Raw genomic sequence first — 15,697 nt, forward strand, 5'->3', positions numbered from 1 at the left:
GGCGGCCAAACCGCCCGGTGCGCAATCAGAGCGTTTCGATGAAGTGGCGAATGCGTTGCGCCGCCTCGATGCATTCGGCCAGCGGCGCAACCAGTGCCATACGCACGCGGCCGACGCCGGGGGACATGCCGTCCACTTCGCGCGACAGGTAGGAACCCGGCACCACGGTGACATGCTCGCGGGCGAACAGCTCGCGGGTGAACTGTTGATCGTCCATCGGCGTTTTCGGCCACAGATAAAAGCCACCATCGGGGCGTTGCACGTCCATGACCGGCGCGAGTATTTCCAGCACGGCATCGAACTTGGCGCGATACAGCTCCCGGTTGGCGCGCACGTGAATCTCGTCGTTCCAGGCAGCGATGCTCGCTAGCTGGGTCTGCACGGGCATGGCGCAGCCATGATAGGTGCGGTAGAGCAGGAAGGACTTGAGGATCTCGGCATCACCGGCGACGAAGCCCGAACGCAGCCCCGGCAGGTTCGAGCGCTTCGACAGGCTATGGAACACCACGCAGCGCTTGTAATCGGTGCGGCCCAGTGCTGCACAGGCGGTAAGCAGCCCCGCAGGTGGATTAGCCTCGTCGAAGTACAGCTCGCTGTAGCACTCGTCGGCGGCAATGACGAAGTCGTACTGGTCGGCCAGCGCGATCAGCTTTTTTAGCGTCTCCAGCGGCACCAGCGCACCGGTCGGGTTGCCCGGAGAACAGAGGAAGAGAATCTGGCAGCGCTGCCAGACATCCACCGGCACGGCATCGAAGTCCGGGTTGAAGCCGTTCTGCTCGAGGCATGGCAGGTAATGAGGCGTGGCGCCGGCGAGCAGGGCTGCGCCTTCGTAGATCTGATAGAACGGATTCGGGCTGACCACCAGACCGTCCGCTGAGCGATCCACCACGGCCTGGGTGAAGGCGAACAGTGCCTCGCGCGTACCGTTGACCGGCAACACGTGCTGCGCCGGGTCCAGTGCATCTGCGGCGAGGCCGAAGCGCCGCTCGCACCAGCGCGCGATGGCTTCGCGCAGCGCCGGAATGCCGAGTGTGGTCGGATAGACCGCCAGCTGATCAAGGTTGTCCGCCAGAGCCTGGGCAACGAAGTCCGGCGAGCGATGCTTCGGCTCGCCAATCGACAGCGCGATGGCACGCTTGTCGGCAGGCGGCTGTGCGCCAGCGAGCAGGCCACGCAGCTTCTCGAAGGGGTATGGGTGCAGCAGATTCAGGGCGTTGTTCATGGATGCAGTTCTTTCAGGATGAGCGCGGCGAACGCCCCGCATTCGTGAGATCAGTCGTCGCGTGCGCCACCGTAGTAGGCGCAACCGCGCAATGTCTGGCCGTCCAGACGGAGCTCTGCGCTCAGGTGGCTGACCGTGCCGCTGGCACTGTCGACACAGCGCTGCGGTGCAACCCACAGGTCAAGGCGCTGCTGGTTGGCCTCGCTGGTGAAACTGAGCTGGCCACCGGGAAGCTGCTCTTCCAGATAAGGCAGGGCGATCGGTGATTGCCCCGGCCGAACGAGCAGCATGCCGCGGGTGGTCACGGTCAGCATCCAGCCTGGTTCATGACCGCTGGCGCGCAGGATCATCTGCTTGAAGTTCTCCTCGCCACAGCCGTGGCCTTCGCGCTGCAGGCGATAGATGCGGGTCAACGTGAGTTGGCCAGTACCGTCCGGTTCGGCCTGACTGAGGGTGCCACGCAGGTCGGCGAACAGTGCATCCTGATCATCGGTTAGCAGCACCTGCGCGTCGTCCTGCAACCCGGTGTCTTGGCTCAGCAGTTTCAACGTCCGTTGCCCCTGGCAGCTCTGCAACTGAAGCTGGCCCTCGACTTGTCGAACTTCACCTTGCAGGCGTTCGGTTGCTGCCTTGGCTGGAGGGCGCTCGGCGAAGAATGACTGGCAACCGGCCAGGGACAGGAGCAGTGCAATCAGCAGGGGGCGTGAAGAGGTCATTGGAAAACTCGAAGCAGGTGGGAGGCGGCGGTCGCGAAGGCCCGCCGCGATGACTCAGTTGCCTTTGACGGTCTTGCCGCCGACACGGCCTTCTTCGAGCATGATCTGGTATTCCTTGCCGTCCGTCTCGACCTGATGCAGGCGGACCAGCAGGTAGTCCCAGTCCTTGGCGAACCAGAGGATGGTTTCACGCTTGCTCTGCGTTGGGTCGCGCACGCGCTCGACCTTGATGGCATCGACCTGGCCGGCTTTGGTGCTGACCTTGTCTTCGCCCAGTACGCGGAAATCGTAGGTTTCGATCTCGTCGCCATCGACCACCTGATAGCTCATGCTCTGCTTGCCGGCCGCGACTTCCTGCTGCAGCGCCAGCTGGTAGGTGGATTTGTCCAGCAAGCCGCGATGCAGCGGAAGCTTGACCGGATCACCCCGGTCACTGCCTTCGACCTGCTTGTTGTCCCAGTCGAAGCGGTGCTCGACACGCTTGCCCTTGCCCAGGCCGCTGCGCTTGAGGCGATAGGTCTGTGGCAGGAAGGTATCGCCCTCGGTGCGGAACGTGCTGCGCTCGTTGAGACTGGCGACCAGCATGGAGGCCTCGAAATCCAGCCTCCAGTTGCCATCGTCCAGCTGCTCGAGGCTGCGCTGAGCTGTGCCACTGACCGGAACCTGCTTCCAGTCGGCGGTGTAGCTAGCGGAGAAGGGCTTGAGCTCCAGGGCTTGGACCGGCAGGGTCAGCACGGCGAGAGCGAGCAGCAAAGCGCGACGCATGGTATCTCCTAGATTCTGATCTGATAGCCGGAGGCCGGCAGGTTGACGTCGTCCAGCATCGCGCCTTGTTCGGCGAGGCGCAAGCGCCCTTCGGCGAACCAGCGCATGGCCAGCGGGTAGATCTGGTGCTCGGCCGAATGCACGCGCCGCGTCAGCTGCTCGATGTCTTCACCAGGCTCCACCGCCAGTGCCGCCTGGATAGCGACCGGGCCGCCGTCCAGCTCCTCGGTGACAAAATGCACGCTGCAACCGTGTTCGCTGTCGCCCGCTTCCAGTGCTCTGCGATGGGTATCAAGGCCCTTGTACTTGGGCAGTAGCGAAGGATGGATGTTCAGCAGGCGGCCCTGGTAGTGGCGGACGAAGCCTGGCGTGAGAATGCGCATGAACCCGGCGAGGATGACCAGATCCGGCGCATGTTCGTCGATTACTTCCATCAGTGCGGCGTCGAACGAATCACGGCCATCGAAGGCCTTGTGATCGAGCACTGCTGTGGGGATGTCGGCGTCTTGCGCCCGCGTCAGGCCGAATGCATCGGCCCGGTTGGAAATCACGGCGCGGATACGCGCCGGATTGTCTTCGGCCTGGCTGTCGATCAGCGCCTGCAGATTGCTGCCGGACCCTGAAATCAGCACCACCACATTGCAGCTTGCGGTCATCAGTGCTGTTTCAGGTTGTTCAGCTGGACTCGTTCGGCATCTTGCGCCGCGGTGGCGATCGTACCGATCACCCAGGGCGATTCGCCGGATGCGCGCAGATTGGCCAGGGCCGGCTCGACCTGATCCTGGGCGACGCAGATGACCATGCCGACGCCACAGTTGAGCACGCGGTGCATTTCGTGTTCGTCGACGTTGCCTTTTTCCTGCAGGAAGTCGAACACTGCCGGGCGCTGCCAGCTGGCGACGTCGATGATCGCCTGGGCGTTGTCAGGCAGTACCCGTGGGATGTTGTCGAGCAGGCCGCCGCCGGTGATGTGGGCCATGGCCTTGACCGCACTGGTGTCCTTGATTAGCTTGAGCAGCGGCTTGACGTAGATGCGCGTCGGCGCCATCAGCAGGTCGGCCAGCGGCTTGCCGTCCAGCTGGGTGTTCTCGATGTCGGTGGCGGACACTTCGAGGATCTTGCGAATCAGTGAGTAGCCGTTGGAGTGCGGGCCGGAGGAGGGCAGGGCGATCAGCGCGTCGCCCGCGGCGACTTTCGAGCCGTCGATGATCTCGCTCTTCTCCACAACGCCGACGCAGAAGCCGGCCAGGTCGTAGTCTTCACCCTCGTACATGCCGGGCATCTCGGCGGTTTCGCCGCCTACCAGCGAACAGCCGGCCAGTTCGCAGCCGGCACCGATGCCGGTCACCACGGTGGCGGCCACGTCGACGTTGAGCTTGCCGGTGGCGTAGTAGTCGAGGAAGAACAGCGGCTCGGCGCCACAGACCACCAGGTCGTTGACGCACATGGCGACCAGATCCTGGCCGATGCTGTCGTGCTTGTTCAGATTCAGTGCCAGGCGCAGCTTGGTGCCGACACCGTCGGTACCGGATACCAGCACCGGCTGCTTGTAGCCTGCCGGGATTTCGCACAGGGCGCCGAAGCCGCCCAGGCCGCCCATTACCTCAGGTCGTGCGGTGCGCTTGGCCACGCCTTTGATGCGTTCGACCAGCGCTTCGCCTGCATCGATATCGACGCCAGCGTCCTTGTAGCTGAGGGAGGGTTGCTTGCTCATAGAGTCCGGACCTGTGAAAGGAGTGCGGGTGTCGACCGGTCAGGTGCTGCATCCACGCCAGGGCTAATCGTTTCCGGCGACTGGTGTTGTCACCAGAGTGGCCGGTTGACGCCGGGGCTGAATCCACCTGCGTCGCGTTTGCCTGGGTACTGAATGCCGGGCTCGTACAAGCGCCGGAACCGGTCTGCGGAAAGCGCGCGATTTTATCAGGCTTGCCGCGCAGCGGCCATCCCGGCAGCTGCGATGGCGCGGGCGGGCCGCATTTTGAGTCGGGCATCTGTGAGGTAGGCGGTTGCCGGCTCTGGGCCGGCTGTTTAAGGTGTAGCGTCCTGTTTCCTCTACTTCCTGCCCCGGGGTCCGGCGGCCTGCGAGAATCAATCATGCGCCTTGTCTACCGCTTACTCATTCTGTGCCTTGCGCTGGGGGCGTCATTGCCCGGTCAGGCCGAACAGCTCAAGGGTCTGTATCAGGTGCGAGAGCCTGTTTCCGGTGAGCAGAGCGAGGAGCGCGCAGCTGCGTTGCAGCGGGCTTTCGATACCTTGCTGTTGCGCCTGACCGGCGATGCGCAGGCAAGCAAGCGCGAGGCCGTCGCTGAGCTGCGCAAGGACCCGCAGCAACTGATCAGCAAGTATGGTTACGAGCATGACCATATCGTCGTCGACTTCGATCCAGGCACCACGGAGCGCAGCCTGCGTAGTGCCGGCTTGTCGCTGTGGGGTGCGAACCGGCCGACGCTTCTGGTCTGGTGGCTGAACGAGCGGGTCGAGGGCACCCAGTTGCTTGGCGACGATCAGCGCAGCGCAGCGCCAGTGCGTGCCGCCGCGCAGCACCGTGGCCTGCCGTTGCGCCTGCCGCTGGCGGATCTGTCCGAACAGCTGCTGGCAACGCCGGACGCATTCGGCGCGAACAGCCGGGAGACGCTGGGCGAGGCGTCCGAGCGCTACGATGCCGACGTACTGCTGGCGGTCCATGCGCGAGAAGCCGATTCCCGCTGGCAGGCGCAGTGGAACGTCTGGCTCGACGACGAGCAGCGCGACGGCAAGGCTGAGGAGGAAACCCTCGAGGGACTGGCGGACGCGGTAATGCTGTCCGTCAGTGAGTACCTGGCGCCACGCTATGTGGTTGCGCCAGGCGCCGCGTCGGACATCACCCTGGAGATCCTGGGGGCCGATGTCGCGAGGTTCGCGGAGCTGGATCGCTTGCTCGAACCCTTTGGTGGCAACCTGCTGCGGGTGGAAAGTGATCGCCTGGTCTATCGCGTCAACGCCAGTCCGGAGCAGTTGCGCGCTCAGCTGGCACTGGCGCGTTTGCAGGAAGTCGCCGAAGACGAAGCGCCGCTGGATGCACGGCAGCCGATGGATGAGGGCGGTGTGGTTGACGAGCCCGACAATGCGCCTGCGTCGCCCGAGAGCGGCACGGTGATGCGTTACCGCTGGTGATGACGCAATTCCTATATCGGCGACTGTCCTGCACGGAAGGCATAGAGTGACCATGAACGATTCGAACCGCTGGCTCTGGCTGGCAGGCGTGCTCTTGTGCGCCTGGCTGGTATATCTGCTGACGCCGATCCTCACCCCTTTTCTCATCGGCATCCTGCTGGCCTATCTCGGAGATCCGCTGGTCGATCGCCTGGAGCGCTGGGGGCTTTCGCGTACCTGGGGGGTGATCGTCGTATTCGCCCTGTTCAGTCTGCTGATGTTGCTGATGTTGCTGGTGTTGCTGCCTATGCTCGGCAAGCAGCTGGTGAAGCTCTACCAGCTGGCGCCGCTGGCGCTGGACTGGTTGCAGCATCAGGCGTTGCCCTGGGTGCAGGCGCAGTTCGGGCTGGAAGACAATTTCTGGCGTCTCGATCAGCTGAAGGCCGCATTCGCTGCACACCTGGGCAGCACCACTGACGTCCTCGGCGTGGTGTTGAGCCGAGCCACCGCGTCGGGGCTGGCCCTGCTGGCATGGATCGGCAACCTGCTGCTCATACCGGTGGTGAGCTTCTATCTGATGCGCGACTGGGATTTGATCATGCTCAAGCTGCGCAGCCTGCTGCCGCGCCGCGGTGAGGGCATGGTGGTGCGTCTGATGAGCGAGTGCCATGAGGTGATCGGCGCATTCCTCCGCGGCCAGTTGCTGGTCATGCTGGCATTGGCAATCATCTATGCGTCCGGCCTCATGCTGGTCGGGCTCGAACTGGGGCTGTTGATAGGCGTCCTCGCCGGCCTCGCCAGCATCGTGCCCTATATGGGCTTCGTCGTCGGCATCGGTGCGGCGGTGGTCGCTGTGCTCTTTCAGTTCGGGCTGGCACCTTACCCGCTGCTGGGCGTGGCGGCGGTATTCACGGTAGGGCAGATGCTCGAGGGGATGCTGCTGACGCCGTTACTGGTCGGCGACCGCATTGGGCTGCATCCGGTGGCGGTGATTTTTGCGGTGCTCGCCGGTGGTCAGCTGTTCGGTTTTACCGGTGTGCTGCTGGCACTGCCGGTGGCGGCGGTGATCATGGTTCTGCTGCGCCATGTGCACGATCTCTATAAACTCTCGGACCTTTACGCCGAGCCCGCCGGTGCACCGGCCGAACCACCCAGCCAGCCATGAAACCCATCCAGCTCCCCCTGGGCGTCCGTCTGCGCGACGACGCCACCTTCGCCAACTTCTACCCTGGCGCCAATGCAGCCGCACTCGGCTATGTCGAGCGGCTGTGTTCGCCTGCTGCGGGCTGGTCCGATGAGTTGATCTATCTCTGGGGGCAGGCCGGTGTCGGTCGTAGTCATCTGCTGCAAGCTGCCTGCCTGCGGGTGGAGGAGCGCGGAGAGTTGGCTGTCTATCTGCCGTTGGCGGAAGTGGCCGAATATGGTCCGGCCTTGCTCGACAACCTCGAGCAGAGCGAGCTGGTCTGCCTGGACGATCTCGATGCGGTGGCCGGGGACGCGGTATGGGAGGAGGCGTTGTTCCATCTGTTCAACCGCCTGCGTGACGCCGGCCGACGGTTATTGCTGGCGGCGGACGCCTCGCCGCGCGAGTTGTCGATCGCGCTGCCCGACCTCAAATCTCGTTTGAGTCTGGCGCTGGTTTTCCAGCTGCAACAGCTGTCCGACGAGGACAAGCTACGCGCCCTGCAGCTGCGAGCCTCGCGTCGTGGGCTGAATCTGCCGGATGACGTTGGTCGTTTCATCCTGACCCGTGGCTCACGCAGCATGAACGCGCTGTTCGAGTTGCTCGATCAGCTGGATCAGGCCTCGCTGCAGGCGCAGCGCAAACTGACCATCCCTTTCCTCAAGGAAACGCTCGGCTGGTAGCTTGTGGCCTGCTTGGTAAGTTCCGCTGGTCAATTTCGGCGCCCATGGCCCCGATACTGCGTTGCTGTTTCTTACCATAGCCCCGCTATGGCTCGTCGTAGCGCCTTGTCTCGCAGCCACGTTCATCCGAACTTGCCTCAACCAACTCACCGCACAGGCCACTAGGCGACGTCGGCGAAAACACTGAAGCAGTTTTTCGCCGTGATCAGCTGCCCTCACGCCTCGCCCGCGGCCTTGCGTTCGTACTGATAGCTCCAGCGGGTGTAGAGCAGCGCCGCGATGAACAATGTCAGGCTCAGTCCGGCCTCCAGCAGGCCGTAGATCATCCGCGCCGGGTCGATCGCCGCGAGCACGCCCTGAATGAAGTACAGGTTGACGATAAAGCAGAGCCAGGCGTGCGCCCTCGGGCTGCCAGCGATCATCCCTGGTGCAACCAGCAATAGTGGAATGAGCTGGATGCTGACGACAACCCAGGTTCTGGCTCCGTGCAGGTCGGCAAAGGCCAGGTTCCAGACGACCAGTAGCACTGCGAGGCCGATGAAGCTGGCAAGGCTTATCGCTCGGCTGGATTTGACCCGCGGGGTCAGCCACTCCAGTGATGGCAGCGGTTTACGCTTCTTAGCCAAGGGACATCTCCAGCCGCTGTGCCGTGTGTGCCAGGCGCTGCCCGAGGGCGCGGCAGAGGGCGATTTCATGTTCGTCGAGCAAACGCTTGCCGTCCGCACCGGCATGGTGACTAGGGCCGTAAGGCGTGCCACCACCGCGGGTTTCCAGCAGCCCGTTCTCGCTGTAAGGCAGGCCGAGCACCAGCATTCCGTGGTGCAGCAGCGGCAGCAGCATCGACAGCAGCGTGCTTTCCTGTCCGCCGTGCAAGCTGGAGGTCGAGGTGAACACGCCGGCTGGCTTGCCGACCAACTCGCCGGTCAGCCACAGGCCGCTGGTGCCGTCGAGGAAGTATTTCAGGGGGGCCGCCATATTGCCGAAGCGAGTGGGGCTACCTAGCGCAAGGCCGGCGCAATTCTTCAGGTCTTCGAGGGTCGCATACAGTGCACCGGCGTCGGGAATGGTGGGCGCGACCGCTTCGCACTCGGTGGACACGGCAGGTACAGTGCGCAGACGCGCTTCCAGCCCAGCCATTTCCACGCCGCGAGCAATTTGTCTGGCCATTTCGGCTGTAGCGCCGTGGCGGCTGTAGTACAGCACCAGAATGTAGGGCGTGCTCACGGCAAGATCTCCAGCACTTTTTCCGGCGGGCGGCCGATGATCGCCTTGTTGCCCGCGACCAGGATCGGGCGTTCGATCAGGCGAGGGTGCTCGATCATGGCGTCGATCAGTTCTGCTTCGCTGAGTTCAGGATTGGCCAGGTCGAGGCTTTTGTACTCTTCTTCGCCTGTACGCAGCAGTTGCCGGGCGGTGAGCCCCAGCTTGTCCAGCAGAGCACAGAGTTGGGCTGCGGTGGGGGGCGTTTCCAGGTAGCGCACGATTTCGGGCGCCAGACCGCGGGCTTCAAGCAGCTCCAGGGCGCCGCGCGATTTGGAGCAGCGAGGGTTGTGATACAGCGTGAGTTCGGTCATTTGTGGTTGCGTCTCGCCGGATGAGGTGGCCATTCTAACCCTCAACGAGGCGCTCGCCGAAATGTGCAGCGCGTGTGATCCGGGCGGGCTGTCGGTCTGTCCGGGTCTTTTGACGATGAGCGCTGTCGAGCCAATGGCTCAAGGCAGCGGTAGCAAGGAGAAGGGATGCATCAGCGCATCGACAATGCCCTCGAGTTCGGTCGCTTCCTGGTCCGGCGCTTTTTGTCCGATCAAGGTCCGCATAGCGCGGCGGCCTTGACCTATACAACGCTGTTCGCCGTGGTGCCGATGATGACGGTCACGTTCGCCATGCTGTCGGCGATTCCCGCTTTCAAAGGTGTTGGCGAGCAGATCCAGTTCTACATATTCAACAACTTCATCCCGTCGACTGGCGCGACCATTCAGGAGTATCTGCTCGCGTTCACCAGCCAGGCGCGGCAACTCACCTGGTTCGGGGTCGGGTTTCTCATGGCTACCGCGTTGATGATGCTGCTGACCATCGAGAAGGCCTTCAATACCATTTGGCGCGTACGACAGCCACGACGGGGGGTGTCCAGTTTTCTGCTGTATTGGGCGATTCTCAGCCTCGGGCCGCTGCTGCTCGGCGCAGGGTTCGCCACCAGTACCTACATCGCCTCGCTTTCGCTGATCTCGGGGCCGTACGCGCTCATTGGCGTCGGCACGCTGATCAAGGTCATGCCATTGCTGCTCAGCGTGGCGGCCTTCACCCTGATCTACGCCGCGGTGCCCAATACCCGTGTCCCGTTACGGCATGCGTTGGTGGGTGGTGTATTCACCGCAGTGTTGTTCGAGGCGGCCAAGCAGCTGTTCGGCCTGTACGTCAGCTATTTCCCGAGCTATCAGCTGATCTACGGCGCTTTCGCGGCTGTCCCGCTGTTTCTGTTATGGGTCTATCTGTCCTGGATGATCGTGCTGTTCGGCGCCGAGCTGGTCTGCGGCCTGTCGTCGTCGCAGCAATGGCGCCGTCGGCCGCTGCCACGCCTGCTGGTCATGCTGATGCTGCTGCGCAACCTGCACCAGCGTCAGCAGGAGGGACGGGAGCTGCGCCTGCGTGATCTGCACAGGGCCGGTCTGCGTCTTCCCGAGGATGAGTGGGACGACATACTCGGCTTCTTCGAACAGGAACAGCTGGTCTGTCGGACGGGTTCCGGGGGCTGGGTGCTTTGTCGAGATCTGAATCACTACAGTCTGGATAAACTATTGCGCTGCAACCCGTGGCCACTGTCAGCGCGCGTAACGTTGCCCGAGCAGCTGAACGAACCCTGGTATCCGACTTTGCGCCAGTCACTGGAGCTACTGCAGCAGGAACAGGCCAGCCTGTTCAGTGGCAGCCTGGCCGACTGGTTGCAATCGGGCGGTGACAAAAATCGTCAGTAAGGGAGTGTTTACGTGGAGGCGCTGCGCTCGGTGGCAGGTTGTTCGAGCGATCAGATGCGTACGTACAGGCCATGACGGCGTTTTCGAGGTGATGGCACGCTTCTGGCTATGGCTCGGAGTAGTTGAGGGGAAGACGTAATGGACGGCAAGCGCGGCACCATTCTGTATTTGCACCAGAGAGCGCCAGACGCGGCGCTCGAGGCATTGAATCGCCTTACCGGTCTTCGCTTTAGGCAATGGCCGGAATCGCTGGTCGTCAGGGATGATGCTCCAACCGGCGCGCCGCACGCCGCTTTGGCAAGCAAGCAGTTGGAGCCGAAAAAGGTCAGCGGCTGAATCAGGCCTGGACGGCTTTCATTTCGGCAGCTACGGGCTCGACCGGGTGAGCGAACAGCTCTTCGACGGTGATTGCAGCTACCGTGGCGGCAGGACGCAGGTGAATCTGCAACTCCTCGATCTTGTGTCGGACCGGTAGCCGCGCGACGCCGGACAGCAGGATCTTGCCTGCGCCATCGGTGCGTCCGTGATCAATGATCGCTTCTCGCTGCTGCTGTCCATCACGATATTTGGCGACGAGAGACACCATGAGCCCTGCGTGTCCCTGCAGCTGCAACCAGCTGGCGACATTGAATTCAGCTACGCGCCCGTCATAGGTAGTGAGGGCGATGGCGGCTTGCTCGACGATGCGTGAGGGTACGGTGCCGATCAGTTTGTCGTGGAGTTGGGACATGGCTTCGCTACTGGCATACGGTGGTGGGTGCGGAATTATAGGCAGTGCAGGTCCGACAAAACTGTGCACTTGAGCGCCGCCACGCGTGATCGGACTCGCATAACGGCGAAAAGCGCGACGGTTACTTGGCGCCGCCACGGTCTGCGTCAGGATCGGGTCGTCCCAGGCGTGCCTTGACTGCAACGCAGCGGTATCCTCGGGCCGTATACGTTAAGGAATAAGCACCATGACCAAACCGATCGCCTCGTTGCTGCTCCTGCTGAGCTGCCTGTTCCTGTCTGCCTGCGAAAAGGATTGGGGGATCGACCAGCACGGGCGTGAAGTAACTGCGGCACAGCTGCAGGGGCAGTGGCTGCTGATCAATTACTGGGCCGAATGGTGCGGTCCCTGCCGCACCGAGATTCCGGAGCTGAACGCCTTGGCCGAAACCGAGCAGGGACTGGCAGTGTTGGGTGTGAACTTCGACGAGTTGCGCGGCGAAGAGCTCGCTCAGGCCGCCAAGGCGCTGGGTATCGACTTTCGCGTGCTCAGTGATGATCCCGCCGAGCGTCTGCAATTGCCGCGTAGCGAGGTGCTGCCGGTGACCTATCTGGTTGACGACCAGGGGAAGGTGCGCAAGCGCCTGGTTGGCGAACAGACTGCCGAGGGCATCCTTGTGCATCTGGCGCGGCTGAAGGGCGAGTAGCCCGGGGTGGCCCGTCTAGTGACTCAGGGTTTGACGTACCAGAAATCCTGCCAGAAGCCGATCACCTTGGCCGGATAGCGATTCTGCCCGAGGCTGCCGTTGTAGCGCGCGAGCGCCCGGTTGATGTCGCCATTTTCCTTGTTCAGGTAATAGCTGAGGATGGTGCAGCCATAGCGAAGATTGGTGGCGTTGTCGGTGAGGTTGTCTTGCGGTCGACCCAGTTCCGCTTTCCAGAATGGCATCACCTGCATCATGCCCTGTGCGCCAACGCTGGAGATTGCAAATCGGTCGAATAGGCTTTCGGCATGGATCAGCGCCAACACCAGTTCCGGCTTCAGGCCCGCCTTGCTCGCCTCGCGATGCACCAGCCGGAGCAGTGACAGCCGCTCTTCGGCATCGGGGATGTAGCGCTTGAGTCGGCCGGACATGTCGACCAGCCAGACCTCTGCATCGAAGCGATCCTGAAAGCTGTCCGCCTCAGCGACTGTCCTCTGCATGAGGTCGCGGAGTTCGGGTTCGGGCGCTTGACGGATATTGGCTGCTGCCGGCAGGGCGCTCACCAGCAGCAATGCGAGAAGAAGAGCAGGCGTCTTCATCGGCTTCAGTTTCCGTTGCTGCCTTCGATCAGATTTTGCAGAAAGTGCTGTTGCAGTTCGGGATCGTTGCGCGTCAGCTCGATCAGGCTCTGCTCCAGTTCGCTGGCTTCTTCTTCCAGACCAAGTTCGGACAGGCGCCGGACGCGATGCACCCATTGCGCGACGTCGTCGCCTTCCAGGTCATCGAAGATCAGGTTGTGAGCTTCTTGCAGCTTGCCGCGCAGCTTGTGACTGACCAACAGCGTGGCCTCGGCCCGGGTGCCATCCTGTTCATCCTCAACCGACAGCTGCAACTTGCCGATCTGCGTGACGTCCTGATCAGCGAACGGCCCGTCGAGAAGATTCAGGCGCAAGACGCCGTGACGATCGGTCGACAGCTCGTGAGTGTGCGGACCGGCGCTGACGAGCACCGGACGCTCCGCCCAAGGCAGGCTGGTGTACTCGAGCCGCGCATCCCGGCGTTGCTCGTCGAGGCTGGCCAGGTTCTGCTGCGAGCGGCCATTGGACTCGGCGTTCATGAACGGGTTGATGCCGGCGAAGCCGTAGCTGATCCAGTCGCGAGTCGCGCTCTCTGGCATGTTGCCTAGCATCACCACGTTGAGCACGTTTGCGCCTACGCCGGCGACCACTGCGACGACGCCCAGCGGAATCTCGTACAGCTCTCGCCAGGGCTGGTAAGGCGTATAGCGATCGTAACGGCGGGTTACTTCAAAATCGGTGACTTCGAATGTCATCTGCTCTTGCACTCGGATACGCCGCTGCGGCAGTTCGAGCACCTGGGGTTCACCGAGTTCGATGCGTAGGCTGTGGTCGAGCAGTTTGCGCTCGACACGCGCCTCGTGCTCGCTGCGCTGCGGCAAGTGATTGGCGCAGCCGCCAAGTAGCAACGCCGCGCAAAGCGCGGCGCTGGTTGAAACGACAAAACGTCGGTTGAGCATGATTTCCGATCAGCGATGAGCACGCGAGTTGATGAAGGACAGGATGTCAGCAGTCGCGACTGGCTGAGGCTGCGCGTCGCGGCGGTGCTTGTATTCCAGGGTGCCGTCGGCCAGCCCGCGATCACTGATGACAATGCGGTGCGGGATGCCGATCAGCTCCATGTCGGCGAATTTGACGCCGGGGCTGGTCTTTTTGTCACGATCGTCGAGCAGCACTTCGTAACCTGCTGCGGTGAGTTCGGCGTAGAGTCGGTCGGTAGCCTCACGAACCGCTTCATTTTCGTACTTCATCGGTACCAGGGCGATCTGGAAAGGCGCGAGCGCATCTGGCCAGAGAATGCCGCGGTCGTCGTAGTTCTGCTCGATCGCCGCGGCAACCACGCGGGATACGCCGATGCCGTAGCAGCCCATGATCAGAGTGGCCGGTTTGCCGTTCTCGCCCATCACCCGGCAGTTCATCGCCTCGCTGTACTTGGTGCCCAGCTGGAAGATATGGCCGACCTCGATACCGCGTTTGATTACCAGATTCCCCTGTCCGTCCGGGCTCGGATCACCGGCAACCACATTACGCAGATCGGCGATCTGCGGTAGCGGCAGGTCCCGCTCCCAGTTCAGGCCGAAGTAGTGCTTGTCGTCGACGTTGGCGCCGGCACCAAAATCGCTCATCAGCGCGACAGAACGGTCGATCACACAGGGAATCGTCAGGTTCAGTGGGCCCAGCGAGCCGGGACCCGCGCCAATGGCAGTACGGATTTCCGCTTCCGAGGCGAATACCAGCGGGCTGGCAACCTGCTCCAGGTTGGCGGCCTTGATCTCGTTGAGTTCGTGGTCGCCGCGTACGATGAGGGCGATCAGTTGGCCTTCTTCGACGCCATGAACGACCAGCGTTTTTACCGTTTTCTCGATGGCGAGGCCGAACTGCTCGACGAGTTCGATGATCGTCTTGGCATTCGGTGTGTCTACCAGGCGCATTTCTTCGCTTGGTGCCGCACGATCGGTTTCGCGCGGAATGGCTTCGGCCTTCTCGATGTTGGCGGCGTAGTCGGAGGTGTCGCTGAACGCGATGTCGTCTTCGCCAGACTCAGCCAGTACGTGGAACTCGTGCGAGCCGGTTCCGCCGATGGAGCCGGTGTCGGCTTGCACCGGACGGAAGTCGAGCCCGAGGCGAGTGAAGACATTGCAGTACGCCTCGTGCATGCGGTCGTAGGTTTCCTGCAGCGATTCCTGGGACAGGTGGAAGGAGTAGGCGTCCTTCATCAGGAACTCGCGGCCGCGCATGAGGCCGAAGCGCGGACGGATTTCGTCGCGGAACTTGGTCTGGATCTGATAGAAGTTGATCGGCAGCTGCTTGTAGCTGTGAAGCTCGTTGCGTGCCAGGTCGGTGATGACCTCTTCGTGGGTCGGGCCGACACAGAATTCGCGATTGTGGCGGTCCTTCAGACGCAGCAGCTCCGGGCCGTACTGCTCCCAGCGGCCGGACTCCTGCCAGAGCTCGGCTGGCTGAATGGCCGGCATCAGTACTTCCAGGGCGCCTGCCTTGTTCATTTCCTCGCGAACGATGGCCTCGGCCTTTCGCAGCGCACGCAGCCCCATCGGCATCCAGGTGTAGAGACCGGACGCCAGCTTGCGAATCATCCCGGCACGCAGCATCAGTTGGTGACTGATGACCACTGCATCGGATGGGGTTTCTTTGAGGGTCGAGAGCAGGAACTGACTGGTGCGCATGTGGCCGTTGTGTCCTTGCAGAAGAGGCTGGAATTTGGCTCGGCATTGTACGGCGCGCGCATTGCGGCGTACAGGACGGGGCGCCGCGCTGGATGTGCGGCGAAACGAAAGAGCCCGGCTTTCGCCGGGCTCCGTTTGCATCGAATGGTCCGAGCGCCTGGGTTACAGGATGCTCAGCGGGTATTCGATGAATGCACGGATCTCGTTCAGGTCCGGGCTGTAGTATTAACCCGGCAATCAAATACACCAAATCATGCTGCGTAGGCGATACGTGGATGCCGGAAATAAGAACGGATTCTTTGAGGGCGTAATTGCAATCGTCTCATGACCGAGCGAACACGCCTTTCCAG

The 15,697-nt window shown here is 62.5% G+C and carries 18 protein-coding genes; 6 read left to right on the plus strand and 12 right to left on the minus strand.

Annotated features, from left to right (window positions below):
* Positions 1–25: 25 nt before the first annotated feature.
* Genes dapC through purM form a run of 5 tightly spaced genes read right to left on the minus strand, consistent with a single transcriptional unit; the run spans position 26 to position 4,417 of the window.
* Positions 26–1,222, minus strand: coding sequence for a succinyldiaminopimelate transaminase (dapC, locus tag IEG05_RS15775; RefSeq protein ID WP_046618812.1), 1,197 nt, complete (start codon positions 1,220–1,222; stop codon positions 26–28).
* 50 nt (positions 1,223–1,272) lie between these two features.
* Entirely contained in the window at positions 1,273–1,938 is a 666-nt protein-coding gene (locus tag IEG05_RS15780; RefSeq protein WP_046618811.1) for a COG3650 family protein, read from the minus strand.
* A 54-nt stretch (positions 1,939–1,992) separates the two neighbouring features.
* Positions 1,993–2,703 (minus strand): DUF3108 domain-containing protein, encoded by a 711-nt coding sequence (locus IEG05_RS15785; RefSeq protein WP_023446278.1) that lies wholly within the window; start codon positions 2,701–2,703, stop codon positions 1,993–1,995.
* Between the two features lie 8 nt (positions 2,704–2,711).
* On the minus strand, positions 2,712–3,359 hold the full coding sequence (gene purN / locus IEG05_RS15790) for a phosphoribosylglycinamide formyltransferase (RefSeq protein ID WP_046618809.1): 648 nt from the start codon (positions 3,357–3,359) through the stop codon (positions 2,712–2,714).
* Positions 3,359–4,417 (minus strand): phosphoribosylformylglycinamidine cyclo-ligase, encoded by a 1,059-nt coding sequence (gene purM, locus IEG05_RS15795; RefSeq protein ID WP_046618808.1) that lies wholly within the window; start codon positions 4,415–4,417, stop codon positions 3,359–3,361. Before purM ends, purN begins: the two co-directional genes overlap by 1 nt.
* A 380-nt stretch (positions 4,418–4,797) precedes the next feature.
* Between purM and IEG05_RS15800 the strand changes: the two genes are divergently transcribed.
* Genes IEG05_RS15800 through hda form a run of 3 tightly spaced genes read left to right on the plus strand, consistent with a single transcriptional unit; the run spans position 4,798 to position 7,701 of the window.
* Entirely contained in the window at positions 4,798–5,856 is a 1,059-nt protein-coding gene (locus tag IEG05_RS15800) for a DUF2066 domain-containing protein (RefSeq protein WP_046618807.1), read from the plus strand.
* 52 nt (positions 5,857–5,908) lie between these two features.
* Positions 5,909–7,000, plus strand: coding sequence for an AI-2E family transporter (locus IEG05_RS15805; protein ID WP_023446274.1), 1,092 nt, complete (start codon positions 5,909–5,911; stop codon positions 6,998–7,000).
* On the plus strand, positions 6,997–7,701 hold the full coding sequence (hda, locus tag IEG05_RS15810) for a DnaA regulatory inactivator Hda (protein ID WP_023446273.1): 705 nt from the start codon (positions 6,997–6,999) through the stop codon (positions 7,699–7,701). The genes IEG05_RS15805 and hda overlap by 4 nt, the downstream gene beginning before the upstream one ends.
* Before the next feature lie 215 nt (positions 7,702–7,916).
* Here hda and IEG05_RS15815 read toward each other — a convergent pair whose 3' ends face one another.
* From IEG05_RS15815 to arsC, 3 genes are read right to left on the minus strand one after another with little or no spacing between them, the layout of a single operon-like run.
* Positions 7,917–8,327 carry a DUF2069 domain-containing protein gene (locus tag IEG05_RS15815; protein ID WP_014821056.1) on the minus strand — a complete coding sequence of 137 codons (411 nt, stop codon included), beginning with the start codon at positions 8,325–8,327 and terminating at the stop codon, positions 7,917–7,919.
* Positions 8,320–8,925, minus strand: coding sequence for an NAD(P)H:quinone oxidoreductase (gene wrbA, locus IEG05_RS15820; protein WP_023446272.1), 606 nt, complete (start codon positions 8,923–8,925; stop codon positions 8,320–8,322). Before wrbA ends, IEG05_RS15815 begins: the two co-directional genes overlap by 8 nt.
* Positions 8,922–9,275: an arsenate reductase (glutaredoxin) gene (gene arsC, locus IEG05_RS15825; protein WP_046618804.1), complete on the minus strand. Its 354-nt coding sequence runs from the start codon at positions 9,273–9,275 to the stop codon at positions 8,922–8,924. Before arsC ends, wrbA begins: the two co-directional genes overlap by 4 nt.
* Positions 9,276–9,440: 165 nt before the next feature.
* On the opposite strand from arsC, the gene IEG05_RS15830 reads away from it, so the two are divergent.
* Positions 9,441–10,673, plus strand: coding sequence for a virulence factor BrkB family protein (locus tag IEG05_RS15830; RefSeq protein ID WP_014821053.1), 1,233 nt, complete (start codon positions 9,441–9,443; stop codon positions 10,671–10,673).
* A 138-nt stretch (positions 10,674–10,811) separates the two neighbouring features.
* Positions 10,812–11,009 carry a hypothetical protein gene (locus tag IEG05_RS15835; protein ID WP_046618803.1) on the plus strand — a complete coding sequence of 66 codons (198 nt, stop codon included), beginning with the start codon at positions 10,812–10,814 and terminating at the stop codon, positions 11,007–11,009.
* Position 11,010: 1 nt separating this feature from the next.
* Here the strand turns inward: IEG05_RS15835 and IEG05_RS15840 are convergent, their stop codons facing one another.
* Positions 11,011–11,403, minus strand: coding sequence for a hypothetical protein (locus IEG05_RS15840; protein WP_003299046.1), 393 nt, complete (start codon positions 11,401–11,403; stop codon positions 11,011–11,013).
* Between the two features lie 226 nt (positions 11,404–11,629).
* On the opposite strand from IEG05_RS15840, the gene IEG05_RS15845 reads away from it, so the two are divergent.
* On the plus strand, positions 11,630–12,088 hold the full coding sequence (locus IEG05_RS15845; protein ID WP_046618800.1) for a TlpA family protein disulfide reductase: 459 nt from the start codon (positions 11,630–11,632) through the stop codon (positions 12,086–12,088).
* 23 nt (positions 12,089–12,111) lie between these two features.
* Here the strand turns inward: IEG05_RS15845 and IEG05_RS15850 are convergent, their stop codons facing one another.
* Genes IEG05_RS15850 through IEG05_RS15860 form a run of 3 tightly spaced genes read right to left on the minus strand, consistent with a single transcriptional unit; the run spans position 12,112 to position 15,347 of the window.
* Entirely contained in the window at positions 12,112–12,684 is a 573-nt protein-coding gene (locus IEG05_RS15850) for a lytic transglycosylase domain-containing protein (RefSeq protein WP_003299043.1), read from the minus strand.
* Positions 12,685–12,689: 5 nt separating this feature from the next.
* On the minus strand, positions 12,690–13,622 hold the full coding sequence (locus IEG05_RS15855; RefSeq protein ID WP_046618798.1) for a hypothetical protein: 933 nt from the start codon (positions 13,620–13,622) through the stop codon (positions 12,690–12,692).
* 9 nt (positions 13,623–13,631) lie between these two features.
* Positions 13,632–15,347 (minus strand): proline--tRNA ligase, encoded by a 1,716-nt coding sequence (locus IEG05_RS15860; protein WP_046618796.1) that lies wholly within the window; start codon positions 15,345–15,347, stop codon positions 13,632–13,634.
* Positions 15,348–15,697 lie beyond the last annotated feature (350 nt).

The organism is Stutzerimonas kunmingensis, assembly GCF_014764705.1.
In the GTDB taxonomy this organism is placed as follows: domain Bacteria; phylum Pseudomonadota; class Gammaproteobacteria; order Pseudomonadales; family Pseudomonadaceae; genus Stutzerimonas.